The sequence below is a fragment of the Streptomyces sp. PKU-EA00015 genome, from assembly GCF_013387495.1.
In the GTDB taxonomy this organism is placed as follows: domain Bacteria; phylum Actinomycetota; class Actinomycetes; order Streptomycetales; family Streptomycetaceae; genus Streptomyces.
Map to the genome: position 1 here is coordinate 161,539 of NZ_JABZEE010000008.1, position 25,139 is coordinate 186,677.

At 71.3% G+C, this 25,139-nt stretch carries 21 protein-coding genes; 12 read left to right on the forward strand and 9 right to left on the reverse strand.

Annotated elements, in window-relative coordinates; translation table 11 throughout:
- Positions 1 to 168 precede the first annotated feature (168 nt).
- From HW130_RS08610 to HW130_RS08650, 9 genes are all read left to right on the forward strand, one after another.
- On the forward strand, positions 169 to 3,117 hold the full coding sequence (locus HW130_RS08610; protein WP_177148840.1) for a M14 family metallopeptidase: 2,949 nt from the start codon (positions 169 to 171) through the stop codon (positions 3,115 to 3,117).
- A 223-nt stretch (positions 3,118 to 3,340) separates the two neighbouring features.
- A complete protein-coding gene (gene gap, locus HW130_RS08615; protein WP_177148841.1) occupies positions 3,341 to 4,345 on the forward strand; it encodes a type I glyceraldehyde-3-phosphate dehydrogenase in 1,005 nt (334 codons plus the stop codon).
- 124 nt (positions 4,346 to 4,469) lie between these two features.
- Positions 4,470 to 5,681: a phosphoglycerate kinase gene (locus HW130_RS08620; protein ID WP_177148842.1), complete on the forward strand. Its 1,212-nt coding sequence runs from the start codon at positions 4,470 to 4,472 to the stop codon at positions 5,679 to 5,681.
- A gap of 6 nt (positions 5,682 to 5,687) precedes the next feature.
- Positions 5,688 to 6,464 carry a triose-phosphate isomerase gene (gene tpiA / locus HW130_RS08625; RefSeq protein ID WP_177148843.1) on the forward strand — a complete coding sequence of 259 codons (777 nt, stop codon included), beginning with the start codon at positions 5,688 to 5,690 and terminating at the stop codon, positions 6,462 to 6,464.
- A 170-nt stretch (positions 6,465 to 6,634) separates the two neighbouring features.
- Positions 6,635 to 6,865 (forward strand): preprotein translocase subunit SecG, encoded by a 231-nt coding sequence (gene secG / locus HW130_RS08630; RefSeq protein WP_177148920.1) that lies wholly within the window; start codon positions 6,635 to 6,637, stop codon positions 6,863 to 6,865.
- A gap of 135 nt (positions 6,866 to 7,000) precedes the next feature.
- The gene (locus HW130_RS08635; protein ID WP_003957010.1) at positions 7,001 to 7,336 is read left to right on the forward strand and encodes an RNA polymerase-binding protein RbpA; all 336 of its coding nucleotides are present in this window, start codon (positions 7,001 to 7,003) and stop codon (positions 7,334 to 7,336) included.
- 178 nt (positions 7,337 to 7,514) lie between these two features.
- Positions 7,515 to 9,167, forward strand: coding sequence for a glucose-6-phosphate isomerase (gene pgi, locus HW130_RS08640; protein WP_177148921.1), 1,653 nt, complete (start codon positions 7,515 to 7,517; stop codon positions 9,165 to 9,167).
- Between the two features lie 4 nt (positions 9,168 to 9,171).
- Positions 9,172 to 9,672, forward strand: coding sequence for a PH domain-containing protein (locus HW130_RS08645; RefSeq protein ID WP_177148844.1), 501 nt, complete (start codon positions 9,172 to 9,174; stop codon positions 9,670 to 9,672).
- Positions 9,669 to 11,189, forward strand: a complete 1,521-nt coding sequence (locus tag HW130_RS08650) for a PH domain-containing protein (protein WP_177148845.1) — start codon at positions 9,669 to 9,671, stop codon at positions 11,187 to 11,189. The genes HW130_RS08645 and HW130_RS08650 overlap by 4 nt, the downstream gene beginning before the upstream one ends.
- A 418-nt stretch (positions 11,190 to 11,607) precedes the next feature.
- Here HW130_RS08650 and pgl read toward each other — a convergent pair whose 3' ends face one another.
- From pgl to tkt, 5 genes are read right to left on the reverse strand one after another with little or no spacing between them, the layout of a single operon-like run.
- Positions 11,608 to 12,390, reverse strand: coding sequence for a 6-phosphogluconolactonase (gene pgl, locus HW130_RS08655; RefSeq protein ID WP_177148846.1), 783 nt, complete (start codon positions 12,388 to 12,390; stop codon positions 11,608 to 11,610).
- Positions 12,387 to 13,427 (reverse strand): glucose-6-phosphate dehydrogenase assembly protein OpcA, encoded by a 1,041-nt coding sequence (opcA, locus tag HW130_RS08660; protein WP_177148847.1) that lies wholly within the window; start codon positions 13,425 to 13,427, stop codon positions 12,387 to 12,389. Before opcA ends, pgl begins: the two co-directional genes overlap by 4 nt.
- Entirely contained in the window at positions 13,424 to 14,947 is a 1,524-nt protein-coding gene (gene zwf, locus HW130_RS08665) for a glucose-6-phosphate dehydrogenase (protein ID WP_375256517.1), read from the reverse strand. Before zwf ends, opcA begins: the two co-directional genes overlap by 4 nt.
- A 15-nt stretch (positions 14,948 to 14,962) precedes the next feature.
- On the reverse strand, positions 14,963 to 16,081 hold the full coding sequence (gene tal, locus HW130_RS08670; RefSeq protein WP_177148849.1) for a transaldolase: 1,119 nt from the start codon (positions 16,079 to 16,081) through the stop codon (positions 14,963 to 14,965).
- A gap of 34 nt (positions 16,082 to 16,115) precedes the next feature.
- Positions 16,116 to 18,203: a transketolase gene (tkt, locus tag HW130_RS08675; RefSeq protein ID WP_177148850.1), complete on the reverse strand. Its 2,088-nt coding sequence runs from the start codon at positions 18,201 to 18,203 to the stop codon at positions 16,116 to 16,118.
- 350 nt (positions 18,204 to 18,553) lie between these two features.
- On the opposite strand from tkt, the gene HW130_RS08680 reads away from it, so the two are divergent.
- From HW130_RS08680 to HW130_RS08690, 3 genes are all read left to right on the forward strand, one after another.
- On the forward strand, positions 18,554 to 19,501 hold the full coding sequence (locus HW130_RS08680; protein ID WP_177148851.1) for a heme o synthase: 948 nt from the start codon (positions 18,554 to 18,556) through the stop codon (positions 19,499 to 19,501).
- Positions 19,502 to 19,588: 87 nt separating this feature from the next.
- Positions 19,589 to 19,945: a hypothetical protein gene (locus HW130_RS08685; protein ID WP_177148852.1), complete on the forward strand. Its 357-nt coding sequence runs from the start codon at positions 19,589 to 19,591 to the stop codon at positions 19,943 to 19,945.
- Positions 19,946 to 20,011: 66 nt separating this feature from the next.
- The gene (locus HW130_RS08690) at positions 20,012 to 21,106 is read left to right on the forward strand and encodes an amidohydrolase family protein (protein ID WP_177148853.1); all 1,095 of its coding nucleotides are present in this window, start codon (positions 20,012 to 20,014) and stop codon (positions 21,104 to 21,106) included.
- Positions 21,107 to 21,128: 22 nt separating this feature from the next.
- Here HW130_RS08690 and HW130_RS08695 read toward each other — a convergent pair whose 3' ends face one another.
- Genes HW130_RS08695 through HW130_RS08710 form a run of 4 tightly spaced genes read right to left on the reverse strand, consistent with a single transcriptional unit; the run spans position 21,129 to position 24,978 of the window.
- Positions 21,129 to 22,118, reverse strand: coding sequence for a heme A synthase (locus HW130_RS08695; protein ID WP_177148854.1), 990 nt, complete (start codon positions 22,116 to 22,118; stop codon positions 21,129 to 21,131).
- 4 nt (positions 22,119 to 22,122) lie between these two features.
- Positions 22,123 to 23,238, reverse strand: coding sequence for a hypothetical protein (locus HW130_RS08700; protein WP_177148855.1), 1,116 nt, complete (start codon positions 23,236 to 23,238; stop codon positions 22,123 to 22,125).
- A 49-nt stretch (positions 23,239 to 23,287) separates the two neighbouring features.
- A complete protein-coding gene (locus tag HW130_RS08705; protein WP_177148856.1) occupies positions 23,288 to 24,055 on the reverse strand; it encodes an ABC transporter permease in 768 nt (255 codons plus the stop codon).
- On the reverse strand, positions 24,052 to 24,978 hold the full coding sequence (locus tag HW130_RS08710; RefSeq protein ID WP_177148857.1) for an ABC transporter ATP-binding protein: 927 nt from the start codon (positions 24,976 to 24,978) through the stop codon (positions 24,052 to 24,054). The genes HW130_RS08705 and HW130_RS08710 overlap by 4 nt, the downstream gene beginning before the upstream one ends.
- Positions 24,979 to 25,139 lie beyond the last annotated feature (161 nt).

The following is a 25,139-nucleotide window of genomic DNA, read 5'->3' on the forward strand; positions in this document are numbered from 1 at the left end:
CTCCCCGGCATGCAGCTCAAGAGCTTTGCTGCCGACGCCCGTTCGGGCGTCGGCAGCGGCGTTTTCGGAGACCGTCCCGGGCATCCCGATGCCCTATTGACATGATCATGGAGAGTCATGAGCCTGGCGCGTGTTCACTCATCGGGCAGACAACAGCAAGGGGGGCGCATGAGACGCAGAGCGAGATCGATCCTCGCAGCGGCTTCACTGCTCGTCGCGGGACTGTCGGCGGCGCCGATCGCGCAGGCCGAACCGGGGGGAGGAGACGGTGACGAACTCTCCGTGTGGCATGCGAAGGTCACCCGGGCGCAGGTGCCGCTGATCCTCGCGGCGGGTGCCGACGGGCACGAACTCACCGAGCAGGTGCCGGAGAAGGGCTCCGCCACCGTCGAGCTGTACCTCACGGAACGGCAGGCGGACGAACTGCGCGCGCAGGGTGTCGGCATCACCGAGCACACCGTCCCCGCCGGGGCCGAGCGGCGCGTCGCCAAGGCGGGCGACGGCGTCTACCGGCCGTACAGCGGCGAGGGCGGCCTCAAGAGCGAGATCCTGGCGACCGCCGCCGCCCATCCCGGCCTCACCAAGGCCGTCAGCATCGGCAAGACGGTCAAGGGCCAGGACATCCTCGCACTCAAGATCTCCAAGGGCGCCTCGAAGCACCGGGACGGCAGCAAGCCGGCCACGCTCTACATGTCGAACCAGCACGCCAGGGAATGGATCACGCCGGAGATGACCCGGCGGCTGATGCACCACTACCTCACGAACTACGGCAAGGACCCGCGGATCACGAGGATCGTGGACTCCACCGAGCTGTGGTTCGTGCTCTCCGCCAACCCGGACGGCTACGACTACACCTTCACCGGGACCGCCGAGCGCCAGTGGCGCAAGAACATGCGCGACAACAACGGCGACGGGAAGATCGCGCCCGGCGACGGCGTCGACCTCAACCGGAACTTCTCCTACAAGTGGGGCTACGACAACGAGGGTTCGTCCCCCGACCCGTTCGACGAGACGTACCGCGGCACCGGCCCGGCGTCCGAGCCCGAGACCCGGGCCATCGACGCCTTCCAGAAGCGCATCGGCTTCGAGTACGGCATCAACTACCACTCGGCCGCGGAGCTGATCCTCTACGGAGTCGGCTGGCAGGTCGCCACACCCACGCCCGACGACGTGCTCTACAAGTCGCTCGCCGGCACCCCCGAGAACCCGGCCGTCCCCGGCTACCGCCCCCAGGTCTCCTCCGAGCTGTACACCACCAACGGCGAGGCCGACGGCCACGCGGCCAACGTCAACGGGATGATGATGTACACCCCGGAGATGTCGACCTGCGCCACCGCGTCCCGCATCGACCCGAACGACCCCTGGAACGCGGCCGACTGCGCCTCCGTCTTCACCTTCCCCGACGACGAGAAGCTGATCCAGCAGGAGTTCGCGAAGAACATCCCGTTCGCGCTCTCCGTCGCCGAGACCGCCGCCCACCCCGACCGGCCGTCCTCCTCGCTCGGACTCGACGCGGCGGACTTCACCCCCGACACCTTCACCACCTCCTACGCCCTCGGCGGGGATCAGGAAGTCTCCGTCGTCGCCCGCAAGTCGCTGTGGGGCAAGCGGCTCAAGTACCGCGTCAACGGCGGTCGTACGCACAGTCAGGTGCTGCGGCCCTGGAAGGGCGGCGAGACCTTCGGCGGCGACGACAACATCCGCTTCGACGAGTACCGCGCCGGCATCCGGGACGGCGACGTCGGCGACACCGTCGAGGTCTGGTTCACCGGCCGTACGAGGGAGGGCAAGCGCACCTCCAGCGAGCACTTCACCTACCGGATCGCCGAACGGCCGCGTGCCTCGACCCTCGTGATCGCCGAGGAGGGCGGCAGCGCACCCGCGCGGCACACCGCCGTCTACACCGGGGCGCTCGCCGACAACAAGCAGCGCAGCGCGGTCTGGGACGTCGCCACGCAGGGCGCCCCGCATCCGCTCGCGGTGCTCGGCCACTTCGACACGGTCGTCTGGTACACCGGGGCGAAGGCGCCCTCCTGGGCCACCACGCGGGCCGTGCGGGCCTACCTCAACGAGGGCGGCAAGCTCGTCACCACCGGTGAGGGGGCCGGCGGGTCCGCCGACCTCGGCGGCGCGCTGAGCGACGACTTCTCCCAGTACTACCTCGGCGCCTCGGGCCGTGCCTCGCTCGCCGGAGCGGGCGGCTTCCTCGGTGCGGGCCGCCTCGGGGGAGCCTCGGGAGCGCTCGCCGGCGCGCCCGGCAACCCACTGGACGCGGCCGGTGCGTACACGATCACCTCGGACACCCTGCCGTCCGACGAGTTCCCCCAGTTCAGCAGCGCGGCCGCGGGTGACTACCCCGGCGTGAAGATGCCCTTCTCGCCGTACGAGGGCGACTGGTACGCGGCGGCGAGCCACCGCAACGCCTCGTGGATGCGGCTCACGCGCACGCTCGACCTGAGCGGCACGAGCGCGGCCGACGCGCCCGCGCTGAACCTGCGCCTGAGCTACAACACCGAGCCCGGCTACGACAACGCCGTCTTCGAGGTCCACACCGTGGGCCAGGACGACTGGACGACGCTGCCCGACACGAACGGCTCCACCTCCACCACCGTCCCCACCCAGTGCGACGGCGGCTTCTACGTCGCCATGCACCCCTTCCTGCGGCACTACCTCACCGTGGGTTCCGGCGGATGCACGGCGCGCGGCTCCACGGGCGCATGGAACTCCTTCACCGGGGCCTCCGACGGCTGGCGGGCCGCCTCGTTCGATCTCAGCGCCTATGCGGGCAAGCGCATCGAGGTCGCCGTCTCGTACATCACCGACCCCGGCGACGGCGGCCGGGGCGTCTTCGTCGACGACACCCGGCTGGTGACGGCGGGCGGCGAGCAGGGCGCCGAGGGCTTCGAGACCTCGCTCGGACCCTGGGCCGTCGCGGGACCGCCGCAGGGCAGCCCCGCTCTGCGCGGGAACTGGGCACGCAGCCAGGACCTGCATCCGTCCGCCGCGGCGGTCACAGCGCGTGACAGCGTGCTGATCGGCTTCGGCCTGGAGCACGTCCCCTCCGCGGCCGACCGGGCCCGGATCATCGGCAGGGCGCTCGCCGCACTGCGGCGCTGACACGGTCGGACCGGCCGGATCCGGGCCGTGACCCGATCAGAAAACGGCCGGAAAAACAGCGGTCCGTACCCCTACTGGTGGGTACGGACCGCCTTGCCGTACACGGCCCGCTCTGGATGTCACTACGAGCACTCCGGAGAGGTAGGGTCGTAGGCGGTCGGGGACATCCCAAATAAAGCTCGCCGGCGTCGAAACCCGGCGTACCAACGAGGAGATCGGTTTCGTGACGATCCGCGTAGGCATCAACGGCTTCGGCCGCATCGGTCGTAACTACTTCCGCGCGCTGCTGGAGCAGGGTGCAGACATCGAGATCGTGGCTGTCAACGACCTGGGTGACACCGCGACCACGGCCCACCTGCTGAAGTACGACACCATTCTCGGCCGTCTCAAGGCCGACGTGTCCCACACCGCCGACACGATCACCGTCGACGGTCACACCATCAAGGTGCTCTCCGAGCGCAACCCCGCCGACATCCCGTGGGGCGAGCTGGGCGTCGACATCGTCATCGAGTCGACCGGCATCTTCACCAAGAAGGCCGACGCCGAGAAGCACATCGCCGGTGGCGCCAAGAAGGTCCTGATCTCCGCCCCCGCCAGCGGCGAGGACATCACCATCGTGATGGGTGTCAACCAGGACAAGTACGAGCCGGCCAACCACCACGTCATCTCCAACGCCTCCTGCACCACCAACTGTGTGGCGCCGATGGCCAAGGTCCTGGACGAGAACTTCGGCATCGTCAAGGGCATGATGACGACGGTCCACGCGTACACGAACGACCAGCGCATCCTGGACTTCCCGCACAAGGACCTGCGCCGCGCCCGTGCCGCCGCGGAGAACATCATCCCGACCTCGACCGGTGCCGCCAAGGCCACCGCCCTGGTCCTCCCGCAGCTCAAGGGCAAGCTGGACGGCATCGCCATGCGCGTCCCGGTCCCCACGGGCTCCGTCACCGACCTCGTCCTCGAGCTGGACCGCGAGGTCACCAAGGACGAGATCAACACCGCCTTCCAGAAGGCCGCCGAGGGCCAGCTGCAGGGCGTCCTGGAGTACACCGAGGACCCGATCGTCTCCTCGGACATCGTGAACTGGCCGGCCTCCTGCACCTTCGACTCCTCCCTGACCATGGTCCAGGGCAAGCAGGTCAAGGTCGTCGGCTGGTACGACAACGAGTGGGGCTACTCCAACCGCCTCGTCGACCTGACGGTCTACGTCGGCAACCAGCTCTGATCAGTACTCTCTGATCCGAACTGCAACGAGAGCACCAAGATGTGAGTGGCAGGGCTCGGGCAGCGCGACGCAGCGCCGTTCGAGCCCTGTCGCGCGTGCAGAGCCCTTCGAGGAGTCGCAGAACATGAAGACCATCGACCAGTTGCTGGCCGAGGGGGTCACGGGCAAGCGGGTATTCGTCCGCGCCGACCTCAACGTCCCGCTCGACGGCACCACCATCACCGACGACGGCCGCATCCGCGCCGTCCAGCCGACGATCGCGAAACTCGCCGAGGCTGGCGCGCGTGTCGTCGTCGCCTCGCACCTCGGCCGCCCCAAGGGCGCCCCGGACCCCGCCTTCTCGCTCGCCCCCGCCGCGGCGCGGCTCGGGGAACTGCTCGGGACCGACGTCGCCTTCGCGACCGACACCGTCGGCGAGTCCGCCCAGGCGGTCGTGGCGGGCCTGGCCGACGGCCAGGTCGCGGTCCTCGAGAACCTCCGCTTCAACGCCGGCGAGACCGCCAAGGACGACGCGGAGCGCGGCGCGTTCGCGGACCGGCTCGCCGCCCTCGCGGACGTCTACGTCGGCGACGGCTTCGGCGCCGTGCACCGCAAGCACGCCTCCGTCTACGACCTCCCGGCCCGGCTGCCGCACGCCGCCGGCTACCTCATCGCCACCGAGGTCGGCGTCCTGAAGAAGCTCACCGACGAGGTGAAGCGGCCGTACGTCGTCGTCCTCGGCGGCGCCAAGGTCTCCGACAAGCTGGCCGTCATCGACCAGCTCCTCGGCAAGGCCGACCGCCTGCTCATCGGCGGCGGCATGGCCTACACCTTCCTCAAGGCCAAGGGCTACGAGGTCGGCATCTCCCTCCTCCAGGAGGACCAGATCCCGACCGTCACCGAGTACATGGAGCGCGCCGAGAAGAACGGCGTCGAGCTCGTCCTCCCGGTCGACGTCCTGGCCGCCTCGGAGTTCCCCGACCTGAAGACCAAGGCCCCGGCCGACTTCACCACGGTCGACGCCGACAAGATCCCCTCCGACCAGGAGGGCCTCGACATCGGCCCGAAGACCCGCGAGCTGTACGCTGCCAAGATCGCCGACGCCGAGACCGTCTTCTGGAACGGTCCGGTGGGCGTCTTCGAGCACCCCGACTACGCGGGCGGCACCCGCGCGGTCGCCCAGGCCCTCGTCGACAGCTCCGCCTTCACCGTCGTCGGCGGCGGCGACTCGGCCGCCGCCGTGCGCACGCTCGGCTTCGACGAGAACGCATTCGGCCACATTTCGACCGGCGGTGGCGCGAGCCTCGAGTACCTCGAGGGCAAGACGCTTCCCGGCCTCGCCGCACTGGAGGACTGAAAACCTGTGAGCACTCGCACCCCGCTGATGGCGGGCAACTGGAAGATGAACCTCAACCACCTCGAGGCCATCGCCCACGTCCAGAAGCTCGCCTTCGCGCTCAACGACAAGGACTACGACGCCGTCGAGGTCGCCGTCCTGGCGCCCTTCACCGACCTGCGGTCCGTGCAGACCCTGGTCGACGGCGACAAGCTCAAGATCAAGTACGGTGCCCAGGACATCTCCGCGCACGACTCCGGCGCCTACACGGGCGAGATCTCGGGCCCGATGCTGGCCAAGCTGAAGTGCACCTACGTCGCCGTGGGCCATTCCGAGCGCCGCCAGTACCACGCCGAGACCGACGAGATCTGCAACGCCAAGGTGAAGGCCGCGTACAGGCACGGCCTGACCCCGATCCTGTGCGTCGGCGAGGGCCTGGACGTCCGCAAGGCCGGCAACCAGGTCGAATACACGCTCGCCCAGCTCGACGGCGGTCTGAAGGACATCCCGGCCGAGCAGGCCGAGTCCATCGTGATCGCGTACGAGCCCGTCTGGGCCATCGGCACCGGCGAGGTCGCCACCCCCGAGGACGCGCAGGAGGTCTGCGGGGCCATTCGCGGCCGTCTCGCGGAGCTGTACGACCAGGAGCTGGCCGACAAGGTCCGCATCCAGTACGGCGGCTCGGTGAAGGCCGGGAACGTCGCCGCGATCATGTCTCAGCCCGACGTCGACGGCGCCCTGGTGGGCGGCGCGGCGCTGGACGCGGACGAGTTCGTCAAGATCGTCCGCTTCCGCGACCAGTGAGCGACAGGTGAGCGACCGGTGAGTATGCGCTAGCGCGGATCCGGCGTACCCTTGCGGGGGCCGAGGCTCACAGCGCCACTCTGCGGCTCCGCCGCGTGGCGGGCCCGGCCCCCGCAGTACATATCGGTGTCAGTCCTGATCAGTCCGAGGAAGTTGGTCCAGCCGTGGTTATGGGGTTCTCGATCGCCCTGATCGTCTTCAGCCTGCTGCTGATGCTGCTGGTGCTGATGCACAAGGGGAAGGGCGGCGGCCTCTCCGACATGTTCGGTGGCGGCATGCAGTCGTCCGTCGGCGGCTCGTCGGTCGCCGAGCGCAACCTCGACCGCATCACCGTCGTGGTCGGTCTGCTGTGGTTCGCGTGCATTGTCGTACTTGGCCTGCTGGTGAAGCTGGACAGCTGACCCGTCTCTTTCCCGTCCCGGCCCGGGGTGTAACTCCAAACACTGGACGAGCGTTGGGCCTTACGTAGACTGGGGCACTCGCGGCGCAGCCGCTGTGAGACGCTGTGCAGCACCATCACGCAGGGAGTTACGACCGTGGCAAGTGGCAACGCGATCCGGGGGAGCCGGGTCGGAGCGGGGCCGATGGGCGAGGCAGAGCGGGGCGAGTCCGCACCGCGCCTCCGCATCTCCTTCTGGTGCTCCAACGGGCACGAGACGCAGCCGAGCTTCGCCAGTGACGCACAGGTCCCCGACACCTGGGACTGCCCGCGGTGCGGGTTCCCGGCAGGCCAGGACCGGGACAACCCGCCGGACCCGCCGCGTACCGAGCCGTACAAGACGCACCTCGCGTACGTGCGCGAGCGGCGCAGCGACGCGGACGGCGAGGCGATCCTCGCGGAGGCGCTCGCCAAACTGCGGGGCGAGATCTAGACGTTGAGTCCGGCCGGCACCGAGGGGTGCCGGCCGGACTTCGTCGTTCCGAGCCCGGCCCGGCCGCTTCTCGCCGTCCCGCGGCCCGCTGGCACGTCATCCGCCCGCCTGATCAATTAGGTTGGAGACGCAGCGGGGCATGCAGGCAGGTACGAGAAGAAGTGGGCTGATGTCCGAGATGAACGCAGAACGTCCTACGAGGCTCCACCAGATGTCGCCATGGGTCGCTCTCGGCAAGCACCGCGAGCAGCTGGGCGACACCCACCTGCGGGAGCTCTTCGCCGCCGACGCGGGGCGCGGCAGCGGGTACACCCTCCAGGTCGGTGATCTGTACCTCGACTACTCCAAGCACCTCGTGACCGACGAGACGCTGGCGCTGCTGCGCGAGCTGGCCGGGGCCACCGGAGTGTTCGAGCTGCGCGACGCCATGTTCCGCGGCGAGAAGATCAACACCACCGAGGACCGCGCGGTCCTGCACACCGCGCTGCGCGCCCCGCGCGACGCCGTCATCGAGGTCGACGGCGAGAACGTGGTCCCCGCCGTGCACGCCGTGCTCGACAAGATGGCCGCCTTCTCCGACCGCATCCGCTCCGGCGAGTGGACCGGCCACACCGGAAAGCGCATCCGGAACGTGGTCAACATCGGCATCGGCGGCTCCGACCTCGGTCCCGCGATGGCGTACGAGGCGCTTCGCTCCTACACGGCACGCGACCTGACGTTCCGTTTCGTCTCCAACGTCGACGGGGCCGACCTCCACGAGGCCGTGCGCGACCTCGACCCGGCCGAGACGCTGTTCATCGTCGCGTCCAAGACCTTCACCACGATCGAGACCATCACCAACGCCACCTCCGCGCGCAACTGGCTGCTCACCGAGCTGGGGGCCGGCCAGGAGGCCGTCGCCGAGCACTTCGTCGCCCTGTCGACGAACGCGGAGAAGGTCGCCGACTTCGGTATCGACACGGCCAACATGTTCGAGTTCTGGGACTGGGTCGGCGGCCGCTACTCGTACGACTCCGCCATCGGTCTCTCGCTCATGATCGCCATCGGCCCGGACCGCTTCCGGGAGATGCTGGACGGCTTCCGCCTCGTCGACGAGCACTTCCGCACCGCCCCCGCCGAGGCCAACGCGCCGCTGCTGCTCGGCCTGTTGGGCGTCTGGTACGGGGCGTTCTTCGACGCCCAGTCGCACGCGGTACTGCCGTACTCGCACTACCTGTCCAAGTTCACCGCGTACCTCCAGCAGCTGGACATGGAGTCCAACGGCAAGTCCGTCGACCGCGACGGCAACCCCGTCGACTGGCAGACCGGCCCCGTCGTCTGGGGCACGCCCGGCACCAACGGCCAGCACGCCTACTACCAGTTGATCCACCAGGGCACGAAGGTCATCCCGGCGGACTTCATCGGCTTCGCCCAGCCCGTCGGCGACCTGCAGCCCGGTCTGGTCGCGCAGCACGACCTGCTGATGGCCAACTTCTTCGCGCAGACGCAGGCCCTGGCATTCGGCAAGACGCCCGAGGAAGTGCGGGCGGAGGGTGTCCCGGAGGAGCTGGTGCCGCACAAGACCTTCCGCGGCAACCACCCGACCACCACGATCCTCGCGGACGAGCTGACCCCCTCCGTGCTGGGCCAGCTCATCGCGCTGTACGAGCACAAGGTCTTCGTCCAGGGCGCCGTCTGGAACATCGACTCCTTCGACCAGTGGGGCGTCGAGCTCGGCAAGGTCCTCGCCAAGAAGATCGAGCCCGTCCTGACGGAGGGCAGGGGCGGCGAACAGCTCGACAGCTCGACCGCAACGCTGGCCGCCCGTTACCGGGCAGTGCGCGGCCGCTGAGCCGATGCGGGGGGAGAACGCGGTGCGGCTGCGGCCGCCGGAGAACCGGCTGAACGAACGCGTCGTCGGCTGGTGGCGTACGCAGTGCCTGCTGACGACGGCCGTCCCCGTGGCCGTCCTGGCCGTCCTGGGCGCGCTCATCGAGCCCGCACGCGCCTGGCTGTGGGGACCGGCTGCCGCGGTGGCCGTCATCGGCCTCACCGGCACCGCGTTCCTCCCCGCCTGGTGGTACCGGGTGCATCGCTGGGAGGTCACCGGCGAGGCGGTGTACGTGCGCACGGGCGCCCTGTGGCAGGAATGGCGGATCGCCCCCATGTCCCGCATCCAGACCGTGGACACGGTCCGCGGGCCGCTCGAGCAGGCGTTCCGGCTCGCCACGGTGACCGTCACGACCGCCTCCTCCAAAGGGGCGATCAGGATCGAGGGGCTCGACCACGAGCTCGCCGCGGACCTCGCCGAGCGGCTGACCCGGATCACCCAGGCGACGCCCGGGGACGCGACATGAGCGAGCCCGGCGGGCCGGACGGCGAGTGGCGCCGGCTGGACGGGCGCACGGTCCTCTTCAGCGCCCTGGTGACGGCGGGCGTCGCCGGCGGAGCCGGACTGCCCGCCCTGTTCGGCCTGCTGGGCGGCATACCGCTGTGGCAGGCCCTCGGCTGGGTACTGGCCGGCGCCGTCCTGCTCGTCGCCGCCGCCACCGGCGCCGACTACGTCCGCTGGCGCCGGACCCGCTACCGCGTCGGACCCGAACGCGCCGAGCTCCACACCGGCCTGCTGCTCGTCAAACGACGCACCCTGGCCCGCGAGCGCATCCGCAGCGTCGACCTCACCGCCGGCGTCCTGCTGCGCGTCCTCGGCCTCGTCCGGGTACGGATAGGCACGGGCGAACAGACCGGCGGCGGCGAGTCCACGCTGGAACTGGACGCCGTCTCCCGAGCGGAGGCCGAACGGTTGCGCACGCACCTGCTGGCCCGCACCGCCACGCCGGGGGCGGACCTCTCGGCCGACGGCGCCCTCGCCGTCCTCGACCCCGCCTGGATCCGGTACGCGCCGCTCTCCTTCGTCGCCCCGCTGCTCGGCGGCGCGGCGGCCGGCGCCGTGATGCAGGTGAGCGAGTGGTTCGGCGCCCGGGCCGAGGTCATCGACTGGATATGGGGACGCTTCCGGGACACCCCGCTGGTCTGGATGATCGTCGTTCTCGCCGGTGCGGCGATCGTCACGGGCGTCGTGGGCGCGCTGGGCCTCTGGACCGAGATGTGGTGGAACTACCGTCTGGAGCGCGAACCGGGCGGGACCCTGCGCGTGCGGCGGGGCCTGCTCACCGCCCGCTCGACGTCGATCGAGGAACGGCGCCTGCGCGGGGTCGACCTCGTCGAGCCGCTGGGCGTGCGGCTGGTCGGAGCGGCCCGCCTGGACGCGGTGGCCACCGGGCTCGTCAAGGACGGCGAGGACGAACACGCCGACCGCCGGACCCTGCTGCCGGCAGTGCCGCGGGCGCTCGCGGACGAGGTGGCGGCGCGCGTGCTGCGCGAGCCGGTCGCCCCGACCGCCGCGTCGCCGCTGACACCGCATCCCCGCGCCGCCCGAGGCAGGCGGCTGCGCTGGGCCCTGACCGGGGCGCTGCTCCCGGCCCTCGTCCTGGTGCTGCTGGGGTGGGGGCTCACGCCGGTGCTGGTGTGGATCGCGGCAGGCTGGACGGCGGTGGCGGTCCCGGTGTCGCTGCTGCTTGCCCTCGACGCGTACCGGAGCCTGGGCCACGGCATCGCGGGGGCTTACCTGCTGACCCGTTCGGGCACGGTACGGCGCAGCACGGTGGCGCTGCAGAGGTCGGGGGTGATTGGCTGGACGGTCCGGCAGTCCGTCTTCCAGCGTCGCGCGGGCCTGATCACGCTGACGGCGACGACTGCGGCGGGCGCGGGGGCGTACGACGTGCGGGACGCCGGGGAGGGGGAGGGGCTGGTCTTCGCGGCGGAGGCGGTGCCGGGGGTGCTGGAGCCGTTCCTGCGCGGCGGGCCGGGCTGACGGGGGCGCGGTCCGTGTGCCCTGGCGGGACATGCCACGGGGGCGCGGCCCCCATGCCCGGGCGCCTCGAACGCGGTTGGGGCTGCGTGCCGGGGTCTTGAGAGTGCGGCGCGCTTGCGGGGCTCTGCCCCGGACCCCGCGCCTCAATCGCCGGCGGGGCTGGATGTGTTCCCGTGGCTCGAACGCGGACGGGGCTGGATGTGCCCTCGTGCCGCGAACGCGGTTGGGGCTGGATGTGTCCTCGTGCCGCGAACGCCGACGGGGCGGGACGTGTCCCCGTGCCGCGGACGCCGACGGGGCGGGGGCGGGGCAGACGGGCTGGACTGCCGTGCCGCGGCGAATCCAGCCCGTCTGAGGGCGCTCCCACGGCCGCCAGGCCGTACGGACACCGCGCGAAGCGCGATGCGGGGCCCCGGGGCTAGGCCGAGGCCGGTGGGTACAGTGCGCGGGGGAGTTGGGACGCCGCCGCCGCGTCCAGCAGCCACAGCGTGCGGGCCCTGCCGTACGCTCCCGCCGCCGGCGCCTGGATCTCGCCCGCGCCCGACAGCGCGATCTGGACCGCCTTCGCCTTGTCCTCGCCCGCCGCGAGCAGCCACACCTCGCGCGCCGCGCGGATCGCGGGGAGCGTGAGCGAGACACGCGTCGGCGGCGGCTTCGGCGCCCCGTGGACGCCGACGACCGTACGCTCCGTCTCGCGGACCGCCGGCAGTTCCGGGAACAGCGACGCCACGTGCGTGTCGGGGCCCACCCCCAGCATCAGCACGTCGAACGTCGGCACCGGTCCGTGGTCCTCCGGCCCGGCCGCCGCGGCCAGTTCGGCCGCGTAGGCCGCGGCCGCGGCGTCCACGTCCGAGCCGTTGGGCCCGTCCGACGCCGGCATGGCGTGCACCCGCGCCGGGTCCACCGGGACCCTGTCCAGCAGGGCCTCACGGGCCTGCGTGACGTTGCGCTCCGGGTCGCCGTCCGGCAGGAAGCGCTCGTCGCCCCACCACAGGTCGAGCCGCGACCAGTCGATCGCGTCCCGCGCGGGGGCCGAACTCAGCGCGGCCAGGAGTCCGTTGCCGTTGCGGCCGCCCGTCAGGACCACCGACGCCGAACCGCGGGCGGCCTGGGCGTCCACGATCCTCGTGATCAGCCGGGCCGCCGCGGCCTGCGCCATCAGTTCCTTGTCGCGGTGCACGACCAGCTGCGGCGCGCTCACTTCGCCGCCGCCTTCTTCGCCGGAGCGGCCTTCTTCGCGGGCGCCTTCTTCTCCGCCGGGGCGGCCTGCTCGGCCGGGGCGGGCTCGGCCGCCGCAGCCACCTCCGCCACCGGATCGCTCAGCCGGTGTACTCCGTACCGCAGCGCCGACGCGTACGTGTCGTCCGGGTCGAGCCGCCGCAGTTCCTCCGCGATCAGCTCTGCCGTCTCACGCCGCTTGAGCGCCACCGCGCGGTCGGGCTGGCCGTGGATGGACAGGGTCGCGAGCGACCCGTCCGGCCGGTCCAGCACGATCGGCCCGCAGCTGGACTCCATCCGGACCGAGGTGAGGCCCGGGCCCGCCGAAAGCGACCGCTTCACCGGGACGTCCAGCCGGTCCGCGAGCCACATGGCCAGCAGTTCGCAGCTCGGGTTGAACTCCTCGCCCTCCACCTCGACCGACGTCACCTTGCAGGTGACCTGGTCCAGAGCGGCCGCGAGCATCGAGCGCCACGGCGTGATCCGGGTCCAGGACAGGTCGGTGTCGCCAGGGCTGTACGCCTCGGCGCGGGCGGTGAGCTCGTGCACCGGGTGCTCGGCCGCGTACGTGTCGGTCACGCGACGCTGCGCCAGCGCGCCCAGCGGGTCGGACGCCGGGTCGGTCGGCGCGTTGACCGGCCACCAGACGACGACGGGCGCGTCGGGCAGCAGCAGCGGGAGCACCACGGACTGCGCGTGGTCGGTGATCTCCCCGTACAGGCGGAGGATCACCGTCTCGCCGGTGCCGGCGTCGGCGCCGACGCGGACCTCCGCGTCGAGCCGTGCCTTGGCGCGGTCGCGCGGGGAGCGCGAGACGCGCTTGATGACGACGAGGGTGCGCGAGGGGTGCTCGCGCGACGCCTCGTTGGCGGCCTTGAGCGCGTCGTAGGCGTTCTCCTCGTCCGTGACGATGACGAGGGTGAGCACCATGCCGACGGCGGGGGTGCCGATCGCGCGACGACCCTGCACCAACGCCTTGTTGATCTTGCTGGCCGTGGTGTCCGTGAGGTCGATCTTCATGGCCGGCGCCAGCTCCGTCCGTCTCGTGCGAGCATCTCGTCCGCCTCGGTGGGCCCCCAGGTACCCGCGGGGTACTGCGCGGGCTTGCCGTTCGTGTCCCAGAACTGCTCGATCGGGTCGAGGATCTTCCAGGACAGCTCGACCTCCTCGACCCGCGGGAAGAGGTTGGAGTCGCCGAGCAGGACGTCGAGAATGAGGCGTTCGTACGCCTCGGGGCTGGACTCGGTGAACGACTCGCCGTAGGCGAAGTCCATCGAGACGTCCCGTACCTCCATGGAGGTGCCGGGCACCTTGGAACCGAAGCGCAGGGTCACGCCCTCGTCCGGCTGGACGCGGATGACCAGGGCGTTCTGGCCCAGTTCCTCCGTGGCCGTGGAGTCGAACGGGGAGTGCGGGGCGCGCTGGAAGACGACCGCGATCTCGGTCACCCGGCGGCCCAGCCGCTTGCCGGTGCGCAGGTAGAAGGGGACGCCCGCCCAGCGGCGGTTGTCGATCTCCAGCTTGATCGCGGCGTACGTGTCGGTCTTCGACGCGGGGTCGATGCCGTCTTCCTGGAGGTAGCCGACGGCCTTCTCGCCGCCCTGCCAGCCGGTCGCGTACTGCGCGCGGACCGTGCTGGCGGCCAGGTCCCGGGGCAGCTTGACCGCCCCCAGCACCTTGGTCTTCTCGGCCGCGAGCGCGTCCGCGTCGAAGGAGGCGGGCTCCTCCATGGCGGTCAGCGCGAGCAGCTGGAGGAGGTGGTTCTGGATGACGTCACGGGCGGCGCCGATGCCGTCGTAGTAGCCGGCGCGGCCGCCGATGCCGATGTCCTCGGCCATCGTGATCTGCACGTGGTCCACGTACGACCGGTTCCATATCGGCTCGAACAGCGTGTTCGCGAACCGCAGCGCCAGGATGTTCTGGACGGTCTCCTTGCCCAGGTAGTGGTCGATCCGGAAGACCTCGTTGGGCGGGAAGACCTCGTGGACGACCTGGTTGAGCTCCTTGGCGGAGGCCAGGTCGTGACCGAAGGGCTTCTCGATGACCGCGCGGCGCCAGGAGCCTTCCGTCTGGTCCGCCAGGCCGTGCTTCTTCAGCTGCTGCACGACCTTGGGGAAGAACTTCGGCGGAACGGACAGGTAGAACGCGAAGTTCCCGCCCGTCCCCTGCACCTTGTCCAGGTCCTCGATGGTCGACTTCAGCTGCTCGAAGGCGTCGTCGTCGTCGAAGGTGCCCTGCACGAAGCGCATGCCCTGGCTCAGCTGCTGCCAGACCTCCTCACGGAACGGCGTGCGCGCGTGCTGCTTGACCGCGTCGTGGACCTCCTGGGCGAAGTCCTCGTCGGCCCACTCGCGACGGGCGAAGCCGATGAGCGAGAAGCCCGGCGGCAGCAGCCCGCGGTTGGCGAGGTCGTAGACGGCGGGCATCAGCTTCTTGCGGGACAGGTCCCCGGTGACGCCGAAGATGACCAGACCCGACGGCCCCGCGATACGCGGGAGCCGTCGGTCTGCAGCATCACGGAGCGGGTTGGCTCCGCCAATACCGGACAAGGTAGGTCAGCCCTCCGAGGGTGCGAGGCGCTTGAGCTCGGCCTCGGTCGACTTCAGCAGGTCGTTCCAGGACGCCTCGAACTTGTCGACGCCCTCGTCCTCGAGGAGCTGGACGACGTCGTCGTAGCCGATGCCCAGCTTCTCGACCGCGTCGAGGTCGGCGCGGGCCTGCTCGTAGGTGCCGCGGACCGTGTCGCCGGTGATCTGGCCGTGGTCGGCCGTCGCGTCGAGCGTGGCCTCCGGCATGGTGTTGACCGTGCCAGGCGCGACCAGCTCGTCGACGTACAGCGTGTCCTTGTACGCCTTGTCCTTGACGCCCGTCGAGGCCCACAGCGGACGCTGCTTGTTGGCCTGCGCCTTGTCGAGCGCGGCCCAGCGGTCGCTGCCGAACACCTCCTCGAACGCCTCGTAGGCGAGGCGGGCGTTGGCCAGCGCGGCCTTGCCGCGGGCCTCCTTGGCCTCGGGGGTGCCCAGGGCGTCCAGGCGCTTGTCGATCTCGGTGTCCACGCGGGACACGAAGAACGACGCCACCGAGTGGATCTTGGACAGGTCCAGGCCGCGCTCCTTGGCCTTCTCCAGACCGGCCAGGTAGGCGTCCATGACCTCGCGGTAACGCTCCAGCGAGAAGATCAGCGTCACGTTCACGCTGATGCCGAGGCCGATGACCTCGGTGATCGCCGGCAGACCCGCCTTGGTGGCCGGGATCTTGATGAGCGTGTTCGGGCGGTCCACCAGCCACGCCAGCTGCTTGGCCTCGGCCACCGTCGCCTTGGTGTTGTGCGCCAGGCGCGGGTCGACCTCGATGGAGACCCGGCCGTCCTGGCCGTCGGTCGCGTCGAAGACCGGACGCAGGATGTCCGCCGCGTCGCGCACGTCCGCCGTGGTGATCATGCGGATGGCTTCCTCGACCGTCACCTTGCGGGCGGCGAGGTCCTCCAGCTGCTGGTCGTAGCCGTGACCCTCCGAGATGGCCTTCTGGAAGATCGACGGGTTGGTGGTGACACCGACGACGTGCTGCTGGTCGATCAGCTCGGCGAGGTTGCCGGAGGTGATCCGGGTGCGGGACAGGTCGTCCAGCCAGATCGCCACGCCTTCGTCGGAGAGGCGCTTGAGTGCGTCTGTCATGAGAGTTGCATCTCCTACTTGTCGTATACCGGCGTCAGCGCGCGGCGGCTTCGATCGATTCCCGCGCGGCGGCGGCGACCGCGTCCGCGGTGAAACCGAACTCGCGGAAGAGGACCTTGCCGTCGGCCGAGGCACCGAAGTGCTCCAGCGAGACGATGCGTCCTGCGTCGCCGACGTAGCGGTGCCAGGTCAGGCCGATACCGGCCTCGACCGCGACGCGCGCCGTGACCGACGGAGGAAGCACCGCGTCCCGGTACCCCTGGTCCTGCTCCTCGAACCACTCGACGGACGGCATCGAGACCACCCGGGTCGGCACTCCGGCGGCCTGGAGCTGCTCGCGGGCCTCGACGGCCAGCTGCACCTCGGAGCCGGTACCGATCAGCACGACCTGCGGCTCGCCGCCGTCGGCCTCGAACAGCACATAGCCGCCCTTGGCCGCGTCCTCGTTGCGCTCGTACGTCGGCACGCCCTGGCGGGTCAGCGCGAGGCCGTGCGGGGCGCCCACGCCGAACTCCTTCGTCCAGCGGCGGAGGATCTCGCGCCACGCGATCGCGGTCTCGTTGGCGTCGGCCGGGCGCACGATGTTCAGGCCCGGGATGGCGCGCAGCGAGGCCAGGTGCTCCACCGGCTGGTGGGTGGGGCCGTCCTCGCCGAGACCGATGGAGTCGTGCGTCCACACGTACGTGACCGGCAGGTGCATCAGCGCGGACAGGCGGACGGCGTTGCGCATGTAGTCGGAGAACACCAGGAAGGTGCCGCCGTAGATGCGGGTGTTGCCGTGCAGGGCGATGCCGTTCATGACCGCGGCCATGGCGTGCTCACGGATACCGAAGTGCACGGTGCGGCCGTACGGGTCGGCCTCCGGCAGCGGGTTGTCCGCGGGCAGGAACGACGACGTCTTGTCGATCGTCGTGTTGTTCGAACCGGCCAGGTCGGCCGAGCCGCCCCACAGCTCGGGCACGACCGCGCCCAGCGCCTGGAGGATCTTGCCCGAGGCGGCGCGGGTGGCGACACCCTTGCCCGTCTCGAACTCGGGCAGCTTCTCCTCCCAGCCCTCGGGCAGCTCGCCGGCCCGGATGCGGTCGAACTCCGCGGCGCGCTGCGGGCTGGCCGTGCGCCACGCGGCGAACGCCTTCTCCCACTCGCCGCGCGCCTCGCGGCCGCGGTCGAGAGCCTTGCGGGTGTGCGCGATGACCTCGTCGGAGACCTCGAAGTGCTGCTCGGGGTCGAAGCCCATGACGCGCTTGGTGGCCGCGATCTCCTCCTCGCCCAGCGCCGAGCCGTGCGCGGCCTCGGTGTTCTGCGCGTTCGGGGCGGGCCAGGCGATGATCGAGCGCATCGCGATGAACGACGGCCGGTCCGTGACGGCCTTGGCGGCCTCGATCGCCGCGTACAGGGCGGCCGGGTCCAGGTCGCCGTTCTCCTTGGGCTCCACGCGCTGCACGTGCCAGCCGTAGGCCTCGTACCGCTTCATGGTGTCTTCGGAGACCGCGGTCTCGGTGTCGCCCTCGATCGAGATGTGGTTGTCGTCCCACAGCAGGATCAGGTTGCCGAGCCTCTGGTGACCCGCGAGCGAGGAGGCCTCCGCGGAGATGCCCTCCTGGAGGCAGCCGTCACCGGCGATCGCGTACACGAAGTGATCGAACGGCGAGGTGCCCGGGGCGGCCTCGGGGTCGAACAGACCACGCTCGTAGCGGGCGGCCATCGCCATGCCCACGGCGTTGGCGACACCCTGGCCGAGCGGGCCGGTCGTCGTCTCGACACCGGTGGTGTGCCCGTACTCCGGGTGGCCCGGGGTCTTGCTGCCCCAGGTGCGGAACGCCTTGAGGTCGTCCAGCTCCAGGCCGAAGCCGGCCAGGTAGAGCTGGATGTAGAGGGTCAGGGACGAGTGGCCCGCGGACAGCACGAACCGGTCGCGCCCGGTCCAGTCGGCATCCGCCGGGTCGTGCCGCATCACCTTCTGGAAGAGGGTGTACGCGGCCGGCGCCAGGCTCATGGCCGTACCCGGATGGCCGTTGCCGACCTTCTGTACGGAATCCATGGCCAGGACGCGGACGGTGTCGACTGCCCGCTGGTCCACTGCGGTCCACTCGAGGTCTGTGGTGGTCGGCTTGGTGCTCACCCTGGGTCAGGGCTCCTCTCCACATGTCGAATCCCGGTGACGAGGGGTGCACCGGGCGCTGCCGAGCCTACCTTCGCAGCAATGCGCCGTTCTGCGAGAGCGCGTCTCACGAGATGGGTCGGACATTGTCAGAGTGCGGGTCCGGCGTGCCGTTCGCCTGTCGGGCCTGTATACGCGAGGCGTCGGGGACGGGCTCAACACGTGACCACCCCGGCGAAGATCGGCCTGTGGGCAACGTCTAGAGTGGCGTGGTACGCGCAAGTCTTCACGGGTCTTCACGCCCCCATCGCCCTTCGGACATGGGAGGCCCTCCCGGAGGCTTGCTGGGATTTTCTCTGTCAGGGGTGTGCGTGACGGCCGTCGAGTCCCGACCCGCAGGGGTCGTCTTGACTCCCAGCCCGGGGGGCCATCGGCCGTTCGGTGCCCGCGTCAAGGCATTCGTGGCGCTGACCAAGCCGCGGATCATCGAGCTGCTGCTGATCACCACCGTGCCGGTGATGTTCCTGGCCGAGCAGGGAGTGCCGGACCTGTGGCTGGTGCTCGCGACCTGCCTCGGCGGTTACCTCTCCGCCGGTGGCGCCAACGCGCTCAACATGTACATCGACCGCGACATCGACGCCCTGATGGACCGCACGTCCCAGCGCCCGCTGGTCACCGGCATGGTGTCGCCGCGCGAGGGGCTGGTCTTCGGCCTCGCCCTCGCCGTGATCTCCACGCTCTGGTTCGGGCTGCTCGTCAACTGGCTGTCCGCCGCCCTGTCACTCGGCGCGCTGCTCTTCTACGTCGTCGTCTACACGATGATCCTCAAGCGCCGCACCGCGCAGAACATCGTCTGGGGCGGCATCGCGGGCTGCATGCCCGTGCTGATCGGCTGGTCCTCCGTGACCGACTCGATGTCGTGGGCCGCCGTCGTCCTCTTCCTCGTCATCTTCTTCTGGACGCCGCCGCACTACTGGCCGCTGTCGATGAAGGTGAAGGAGGACTACGCCCGCGTCGGCGTCCCGATGCTCCCGGTCGTCGCCGGGAACAAGGTCGTCGCCCGGCAGATCGTCGTCTACAGCTGGGTGATGGTCGCCGTCTCGCTGCTGCTGACCCCGCTCGGCTACACCGGCTGGTTCTACACGGCCGTGGCGCTGGCGACCGGCGGCTGGTGGCTGTGGGAGGCCCACGCGCTGCAGAACCGCGCGAAGAGCGGCGCGACGGGCGGCAAGCTCAAGGAGATGCGGCTGTTCCACTGGTCGATCACCTACGTGTCGCTGCTCTTCGTGGCCGTGGCGGTGGACCCCTTCCTGCGCTAGGGCCTCTCGGCCGCGTCCGCGCGGCGTGGGGCAGACCACGTCGCCCTGCACTCGCCTGGCGATCTACCCGCCGGTAGCATCCTGGACATGGCAGACACCCAGATTGACGAGAGCGCGCAGGACGCCAAGCAGGCCGCGAAGGCCGAGCGCAAGGCGGCGAGGCTCGCCAAGCAGATCCGGTCGTTCTCCGAGGCGCACGGCGGCGCCGAGGGCCAGCTCGCGTACATCGGGCAGATGGGCACCCGCATCGTGCTCGTCGGCGAGGACGGAGGCTGGGGCGACCTCGTCGCGCCGAGTCACGCCGTCGCCGTGAGCGCGGCCGAGAAGTCCGGGATCACGCTCCACGAGTCCTTCGACGGCGACTTCGCGGCCAAGGTCCGCACCGGCCCGTACGAGTGGACCCGCATGGCGGGCATCCAGGTCGGCGGCCCGTCCGGCCGCTGACCAACACCTCGCACGGGGCTCACCCGTTAGGACTGTGGAAGCACGGTCCTAGACAGGGAGCTCCCGATGATCGACGCCGCGTCCTCAGTGCGTCTGGTCGACCAGTACTGCCACGGGGTGCTCCGTACGGAACTGGGCCTCGGCACCTTCGAGGCACTGCTCGGCCCCGGGGCCGGGACGCCTGCCGCGGGCACCACGTTCTTCGACAGCCAGACCGGCTTCGCCGTACGGCGCTGGTGCCCGCCGCTGCTCGGGCTCGAACCCCACTGCCCGCCCGCCCACTACCTGGCCCGTCGACGCGAGCTGGGAGCGATCGAGGCGGGCAGACGGCTGCTCCGGGGCACCGGCATCGACGCCTACCTGGTGGACACAGGTCCTCCCGGGGACCTCGCCGGGCCGGGGGAGGTGGCCGCGGCGGGCGCGGCGGACGCCCGCGAGATCGTCCGCCTCGAACTGCTCGCCGAGCAGGTCGCCGACACCTCGGGCACGGTCGAGTCCTTCCTCGCGAACCTCGCCGAGGCGGTGCACGGGGCGGCCGGCTCCGCCGTCGCCTTCACCACCGTCGCCGCCGCGTCGGGCGGCGCCGTACGCGATCCGGAGCCGCCGGGGGCCGGGGAGGTGCGCGGGGCCGCGGACGCCTGGATCGCCGCCCGTCAGGCGGGCGACCCGCTGACCGACCCGGTGCTGCTGCGCCATCTCCTGTGGATCGCGATCGCGTCGGGCCTGCCGGTGCAGATGCACCTGGGCGTCGGCGACCCGGTGCTGCTCGCGGGGTTCGCGGCGGCGACAGCCGGTCTCGGCACCGATCTGGTGCTGCTGCACGGCTACCCGCACCACCGCAGCGCCGCCCGCCTGGCGAGCGAGTACCCGCACGTGTACGCCGATCTGGGGCCCGCCGTGACCCGCACCGGAGCGCGGGCGGCCGGGGTGCTGGCCGAGATCCTGGAGCTGGCCCCCTTCGGGAAACTGCTGTTCTCGAGCGGGGCGCGGGGTCTGCCGGAACTGCACGTGGTGGGCGCCCATGTCTTCCGCGACGCGATGAGCCGGGTGCTCGGAGGCTGGGTGGAGGACGGCGCGTGGGCGCGGTCCGACGCGCAGCGCGTGGCGGGGATGCTCGGCGCGGGCAACGCGCGGCGGGTCTACGGGCTCACCGCCGTGTGACGCCCCCGCGGCGCCCGGCGCATCACACGGTGGACAGCGCGCCGTCCGGCCGGGACGGCGTCGCCGTGTCCGAGGTCTCCCGTTCCCGCAGGCTCAGCGCCAGTCGCAGCACCGCGATCCACATCAGCGACGAGCCCAGCATGTGCACGCCCACCAGGACCTCGGGGACCTGGGTGAAGTACTGGACGTAACCGATCGCGCCCTGCGCCAGCACCACCAGCAGAAGGTCGCGCGCACGGGCCCGGATGTCGTCCGGGGCGTCCACCACCCGCAGCACCAGCCACATCGCCACGGCGAGCGCGCACACCACCCACGCCGCGATCGCGTGGACGTGCGCGGCGGCTGCCCAGTCCCACGGCATACGCGGCACGTCGCTGCTGTCGCCCGCGTGCTTCCCGGAGCCGGTCACCGACGTGCCCAGCACGATCAGCACCGCGGAGACCGCGACGATCGCCCACGACAGCTTGCGCACCGGACGCGGCACCCGGGGACGCGGCGCGGCGTCCCCCTCACCGGTGCGCACCCACGTGACGGTCGCGACCGTCAGGAGCGCGTTCGCGAGCAGGAAGTGCCCGGCGACGGACCACGGGTTCAGGCCGGCCCAGACCGTGATGCCGCCGATGACGGCGTTGCTCAGGACGATCCAGAACTGCAGCCACGCGAGCCGGGTCAGCCCCCGGCGCCGCGGCTTGACGGACCGCACCGCGATGATCGCCCAGCCCACCGCGGCCGACAGCACGTACGTCAGCATCCGGTTGCCGAACTCGATCGCGCCGTGGAGGCCTTGCTCGGGCGTGGCGAAGAGGCTGTCGTCCGTGCACTTGGGCCAGGTGTCGCAGCCGAGACCGGAGCCGGTCAGCCGGACGGCACCGCCCGTGACGACGATGAACACGGTCATCAGGACGGCGGAGAGCGCCGCACGTCGCAGGATTTTGGGCGACGGTGTCCAGCGCTGGGCGATATAGGCGAGGGGGGTCTGCACGGGCCCTATCGTAGGCGGGGGCTTGTGCACCGATTCACGAGGGGTCGGGCGCGGACGGGAACGTCCTCCGGAAGCGTGCCCCGTCCAGGTGGTCCTCCTCCTCCCACCACAGGGCGAACCGCCACGGCACCCCGTCCGGCGGCCGGTCCGGCGAGTGCAGGAACGCGTCGGGCAGATCGGCGGCGACCGCATCCGCCGTGCGGTCCGTCACCGCGTCCGTCCCGCGCCACGGACACGCCATCGGCGTCCACGGCCCGTCCTGCGCGCGCACGTCGAACCGCCACACCGCCCGCCACGAGCGGGCCCGCAGGATGCGCCGCACCTCGGTCCGCTCCAGCGCCAGCCCCTCCGCGATCGCGTCCTTGGCCACGCCCTCGATCCGAGCGGCCAGGACCGCGAGCGGTACCAGCCGCTCGGGCAGCAGTTCGCGCTTGTGCAGCTGCGTGAGTCCGCCGTCGAAGGGGCAGCGCCGCAGCCTCCGCTCCAGCTGGTCCCCGAGATGGCCCAGCACGGCCGCGTGCGCGCGCTCGGGCGGCTCGGGCGTCCACACCGCGTGGAACGCCCGCTCGGCCCGTACGGCCCACTCCGCCGCGTCCACCGGCCGGCCGAGCTCCTCCAGCCGGTCGCCGAGGAAGGCGTACGCCTGGGCGAGCCCTTCCTGGTTGCGCGGCTCGTCCCGGTCGAGGCCCTCCCACACGGCGATGGCCCGGTGGGTGGCCTCGACGGCGGCGAGGCCCGCGAGCCGGTCCTCGGCCGGCGGCCGCTCCCCGTGCGGACGGAAGGCGTAGCGCGGCAGCCCGAGCTCGTCGCTGAGCGGCTCCGCGAGGTAGACGGCCTGGCTGATGAGGGCCCTGGCGTACCAGCGGGCGTGCTCGTCGTCGTGCCGCGCGGGCTCGGCGCAGTGCCGTACGGCCTGGTCGACCGCGGCCAGCGCGTCCGTGCGGCTGCCGGTGTCGAAGTGGTGCCGCGCCAGATCGCCGTACCGAAGGCTCAGTCTGGCGGTCAGGGACAGATCGTCCGCCGCGTGCGGGGCGAGGGCGGCGATGAGATCCGTCAGCATGCGCTCGCGTGCGCGCGGCGAGGAGCCGGGCCGGCCGGCCCTGATCTTCGCCCACTCGGCATCCAGCCGCAGCGCGGCAGTCCGCTCCATCCAGACCTCCAGTCGTGCGGGTCCCGACGGGAGCATCCTGGCGCGCGCCTCACTCCCAGCGGAAGAGCCGGGCGGCCGCCCCGAGTCCGAGCAGTGCCCATACGGAGAGGATTCCTAGATCGCCCCAGGGCATGCCCGCGCCGTTCTGCAGAACGTCACGGAGTCCGTCGGACAGCGCCGAGATCGGCAGCAGGGCGAGGGCGGAGGCGACGGCGCCCGGGAACCTGTCCAGCGGAACGATCACGCCGCCGCCCACGAGGAGCAGCAGGAACACGAGGTTCGCGGCGGCCAGGGTCGCCTCCGCCCTGAGCGTCCCGGCCATCAGCAGCCCGAGCCCGGAGAAGGCCGCGGTGCCGAGGACGAGCAGCAGGAGCACGGAGAACGGGTTGCCGTGCGGGGACCAGCCGAGCGCGAAGGCGATCACGGTCAGCAGCACGATCTGCAGGACCTCGGTGACCAGGACCGAGAGCGTCTTGGCGCACATCAGCGCCCAGCGCGGCAGGGGCGAGGCGCCCAGCCGTTTGAGCACCCCGTACCGCCGCTCGAAACCGGTCGCGATCGCCTGGCCGGTGAAGGCCGTGGACATCACGGCGAGCGCGAGGACGCCGGGGGCGAGGAAGTCGACGGGCTCGCCGTCGCCGGTGTCGACGATGTCGACGGTCGAGAAGAGCACCAGCAGCAGCGACGGAATGACCACGGTGAGCAGCAGCTGCTCACCGTTGCGCAGCAGCATCCTGGTCTCGAAGGCGGCCTGCGCCGCGATCATGCGGGTCAGCGGCGCCGCGCCCGGTCGCGGCGTGTACGTACCGGCGCTCATCCGCGCAACTCCTTGCCCGTCAGCGTGAGGAAGACGTCCTCCAGCGTGTGGCGCTCGACCGAGATGCCGTCCGGCATCACGCCGTGCTGGGCGCACCAGGTCGTGACCGTCGCCAGCAGCTGCGGGTCGACCTGGCCGCTGATCCGGTACGCGCCCGGCGTGAGCTCGGCGGCTGCCGTGCCGTCCGGCAGCGCCTTGAGGAGCGAGCCGAGGTCGAGCCCGGGGCGACCGGTGAAGCGCAGGGTGTTCTCGGCACCGCCACGGCACAGCTCCTCCGTGGTGCCCCGGGCTATCACCCGGCCCGCGTCGACGATCGCGACGTCGTCCGCGAGCTGCTCGGCCTCGTCCATGAAGTGCGTGGTCAGGACGGTGGTGACACCGTCGGCGCGCAGTTCGCGCACCAGCTCCCAGGTGGCCCGGCGGGCCTGCGGGTCGAGCCCGGCGGTCGGTTCGTCGAGGAACACGAGCTCCGGCCGGCCGACGACGGCCATCGCGAGCGCGAGCCGCTGCTGCTGGCCGCCGGACAGACGGCGGTAGGCCGTGCGGCCGCAGCTGCCGAGCCCGAGCCGTTCGATCAGGGCGTCCACGTCCAGCGGGTGGGCGTGCAGCTTCGCCATGTGGCGCAGCATCTCGTCGGCGCGGGCGCCCGAGTACACGCCGCCGGACTGGAGCATCACGCCGATCCGGGGACGCAGCCGGGCCGCGTCGGCGACGGGATCGAGGCCGAGGACGCGCACCGTGCCGGCGTCGGCGCGGCGGTAGCCCTCGCAGGTCTCGACCGTGGTGGTCTTGCCGGCTCCGTTGGGGCCGAGCACGGCGGTCACGGATCCGGTGGCGACGTCGAGGTCCAGGCCGTCCACCGCGGTCTTCGATCCGTACCGTTTGACCAGGCCCCGGATCTGGACGGCGGACTCGTTGCTCATGCGGGAAGTCTAAGGACCCGCCGGCACCGCTCGGGCCGCGGCCCCGAACCTCGCCGCGCGCACCGGCCGGCGGCCAGGTCACGGGCCGACCCGACCGGGGCCGTGGCGTGGCCGGGCTGGAGCCGTTGGTGGTTGCCGTCGGGGCCCGCCACGGGGCCGGC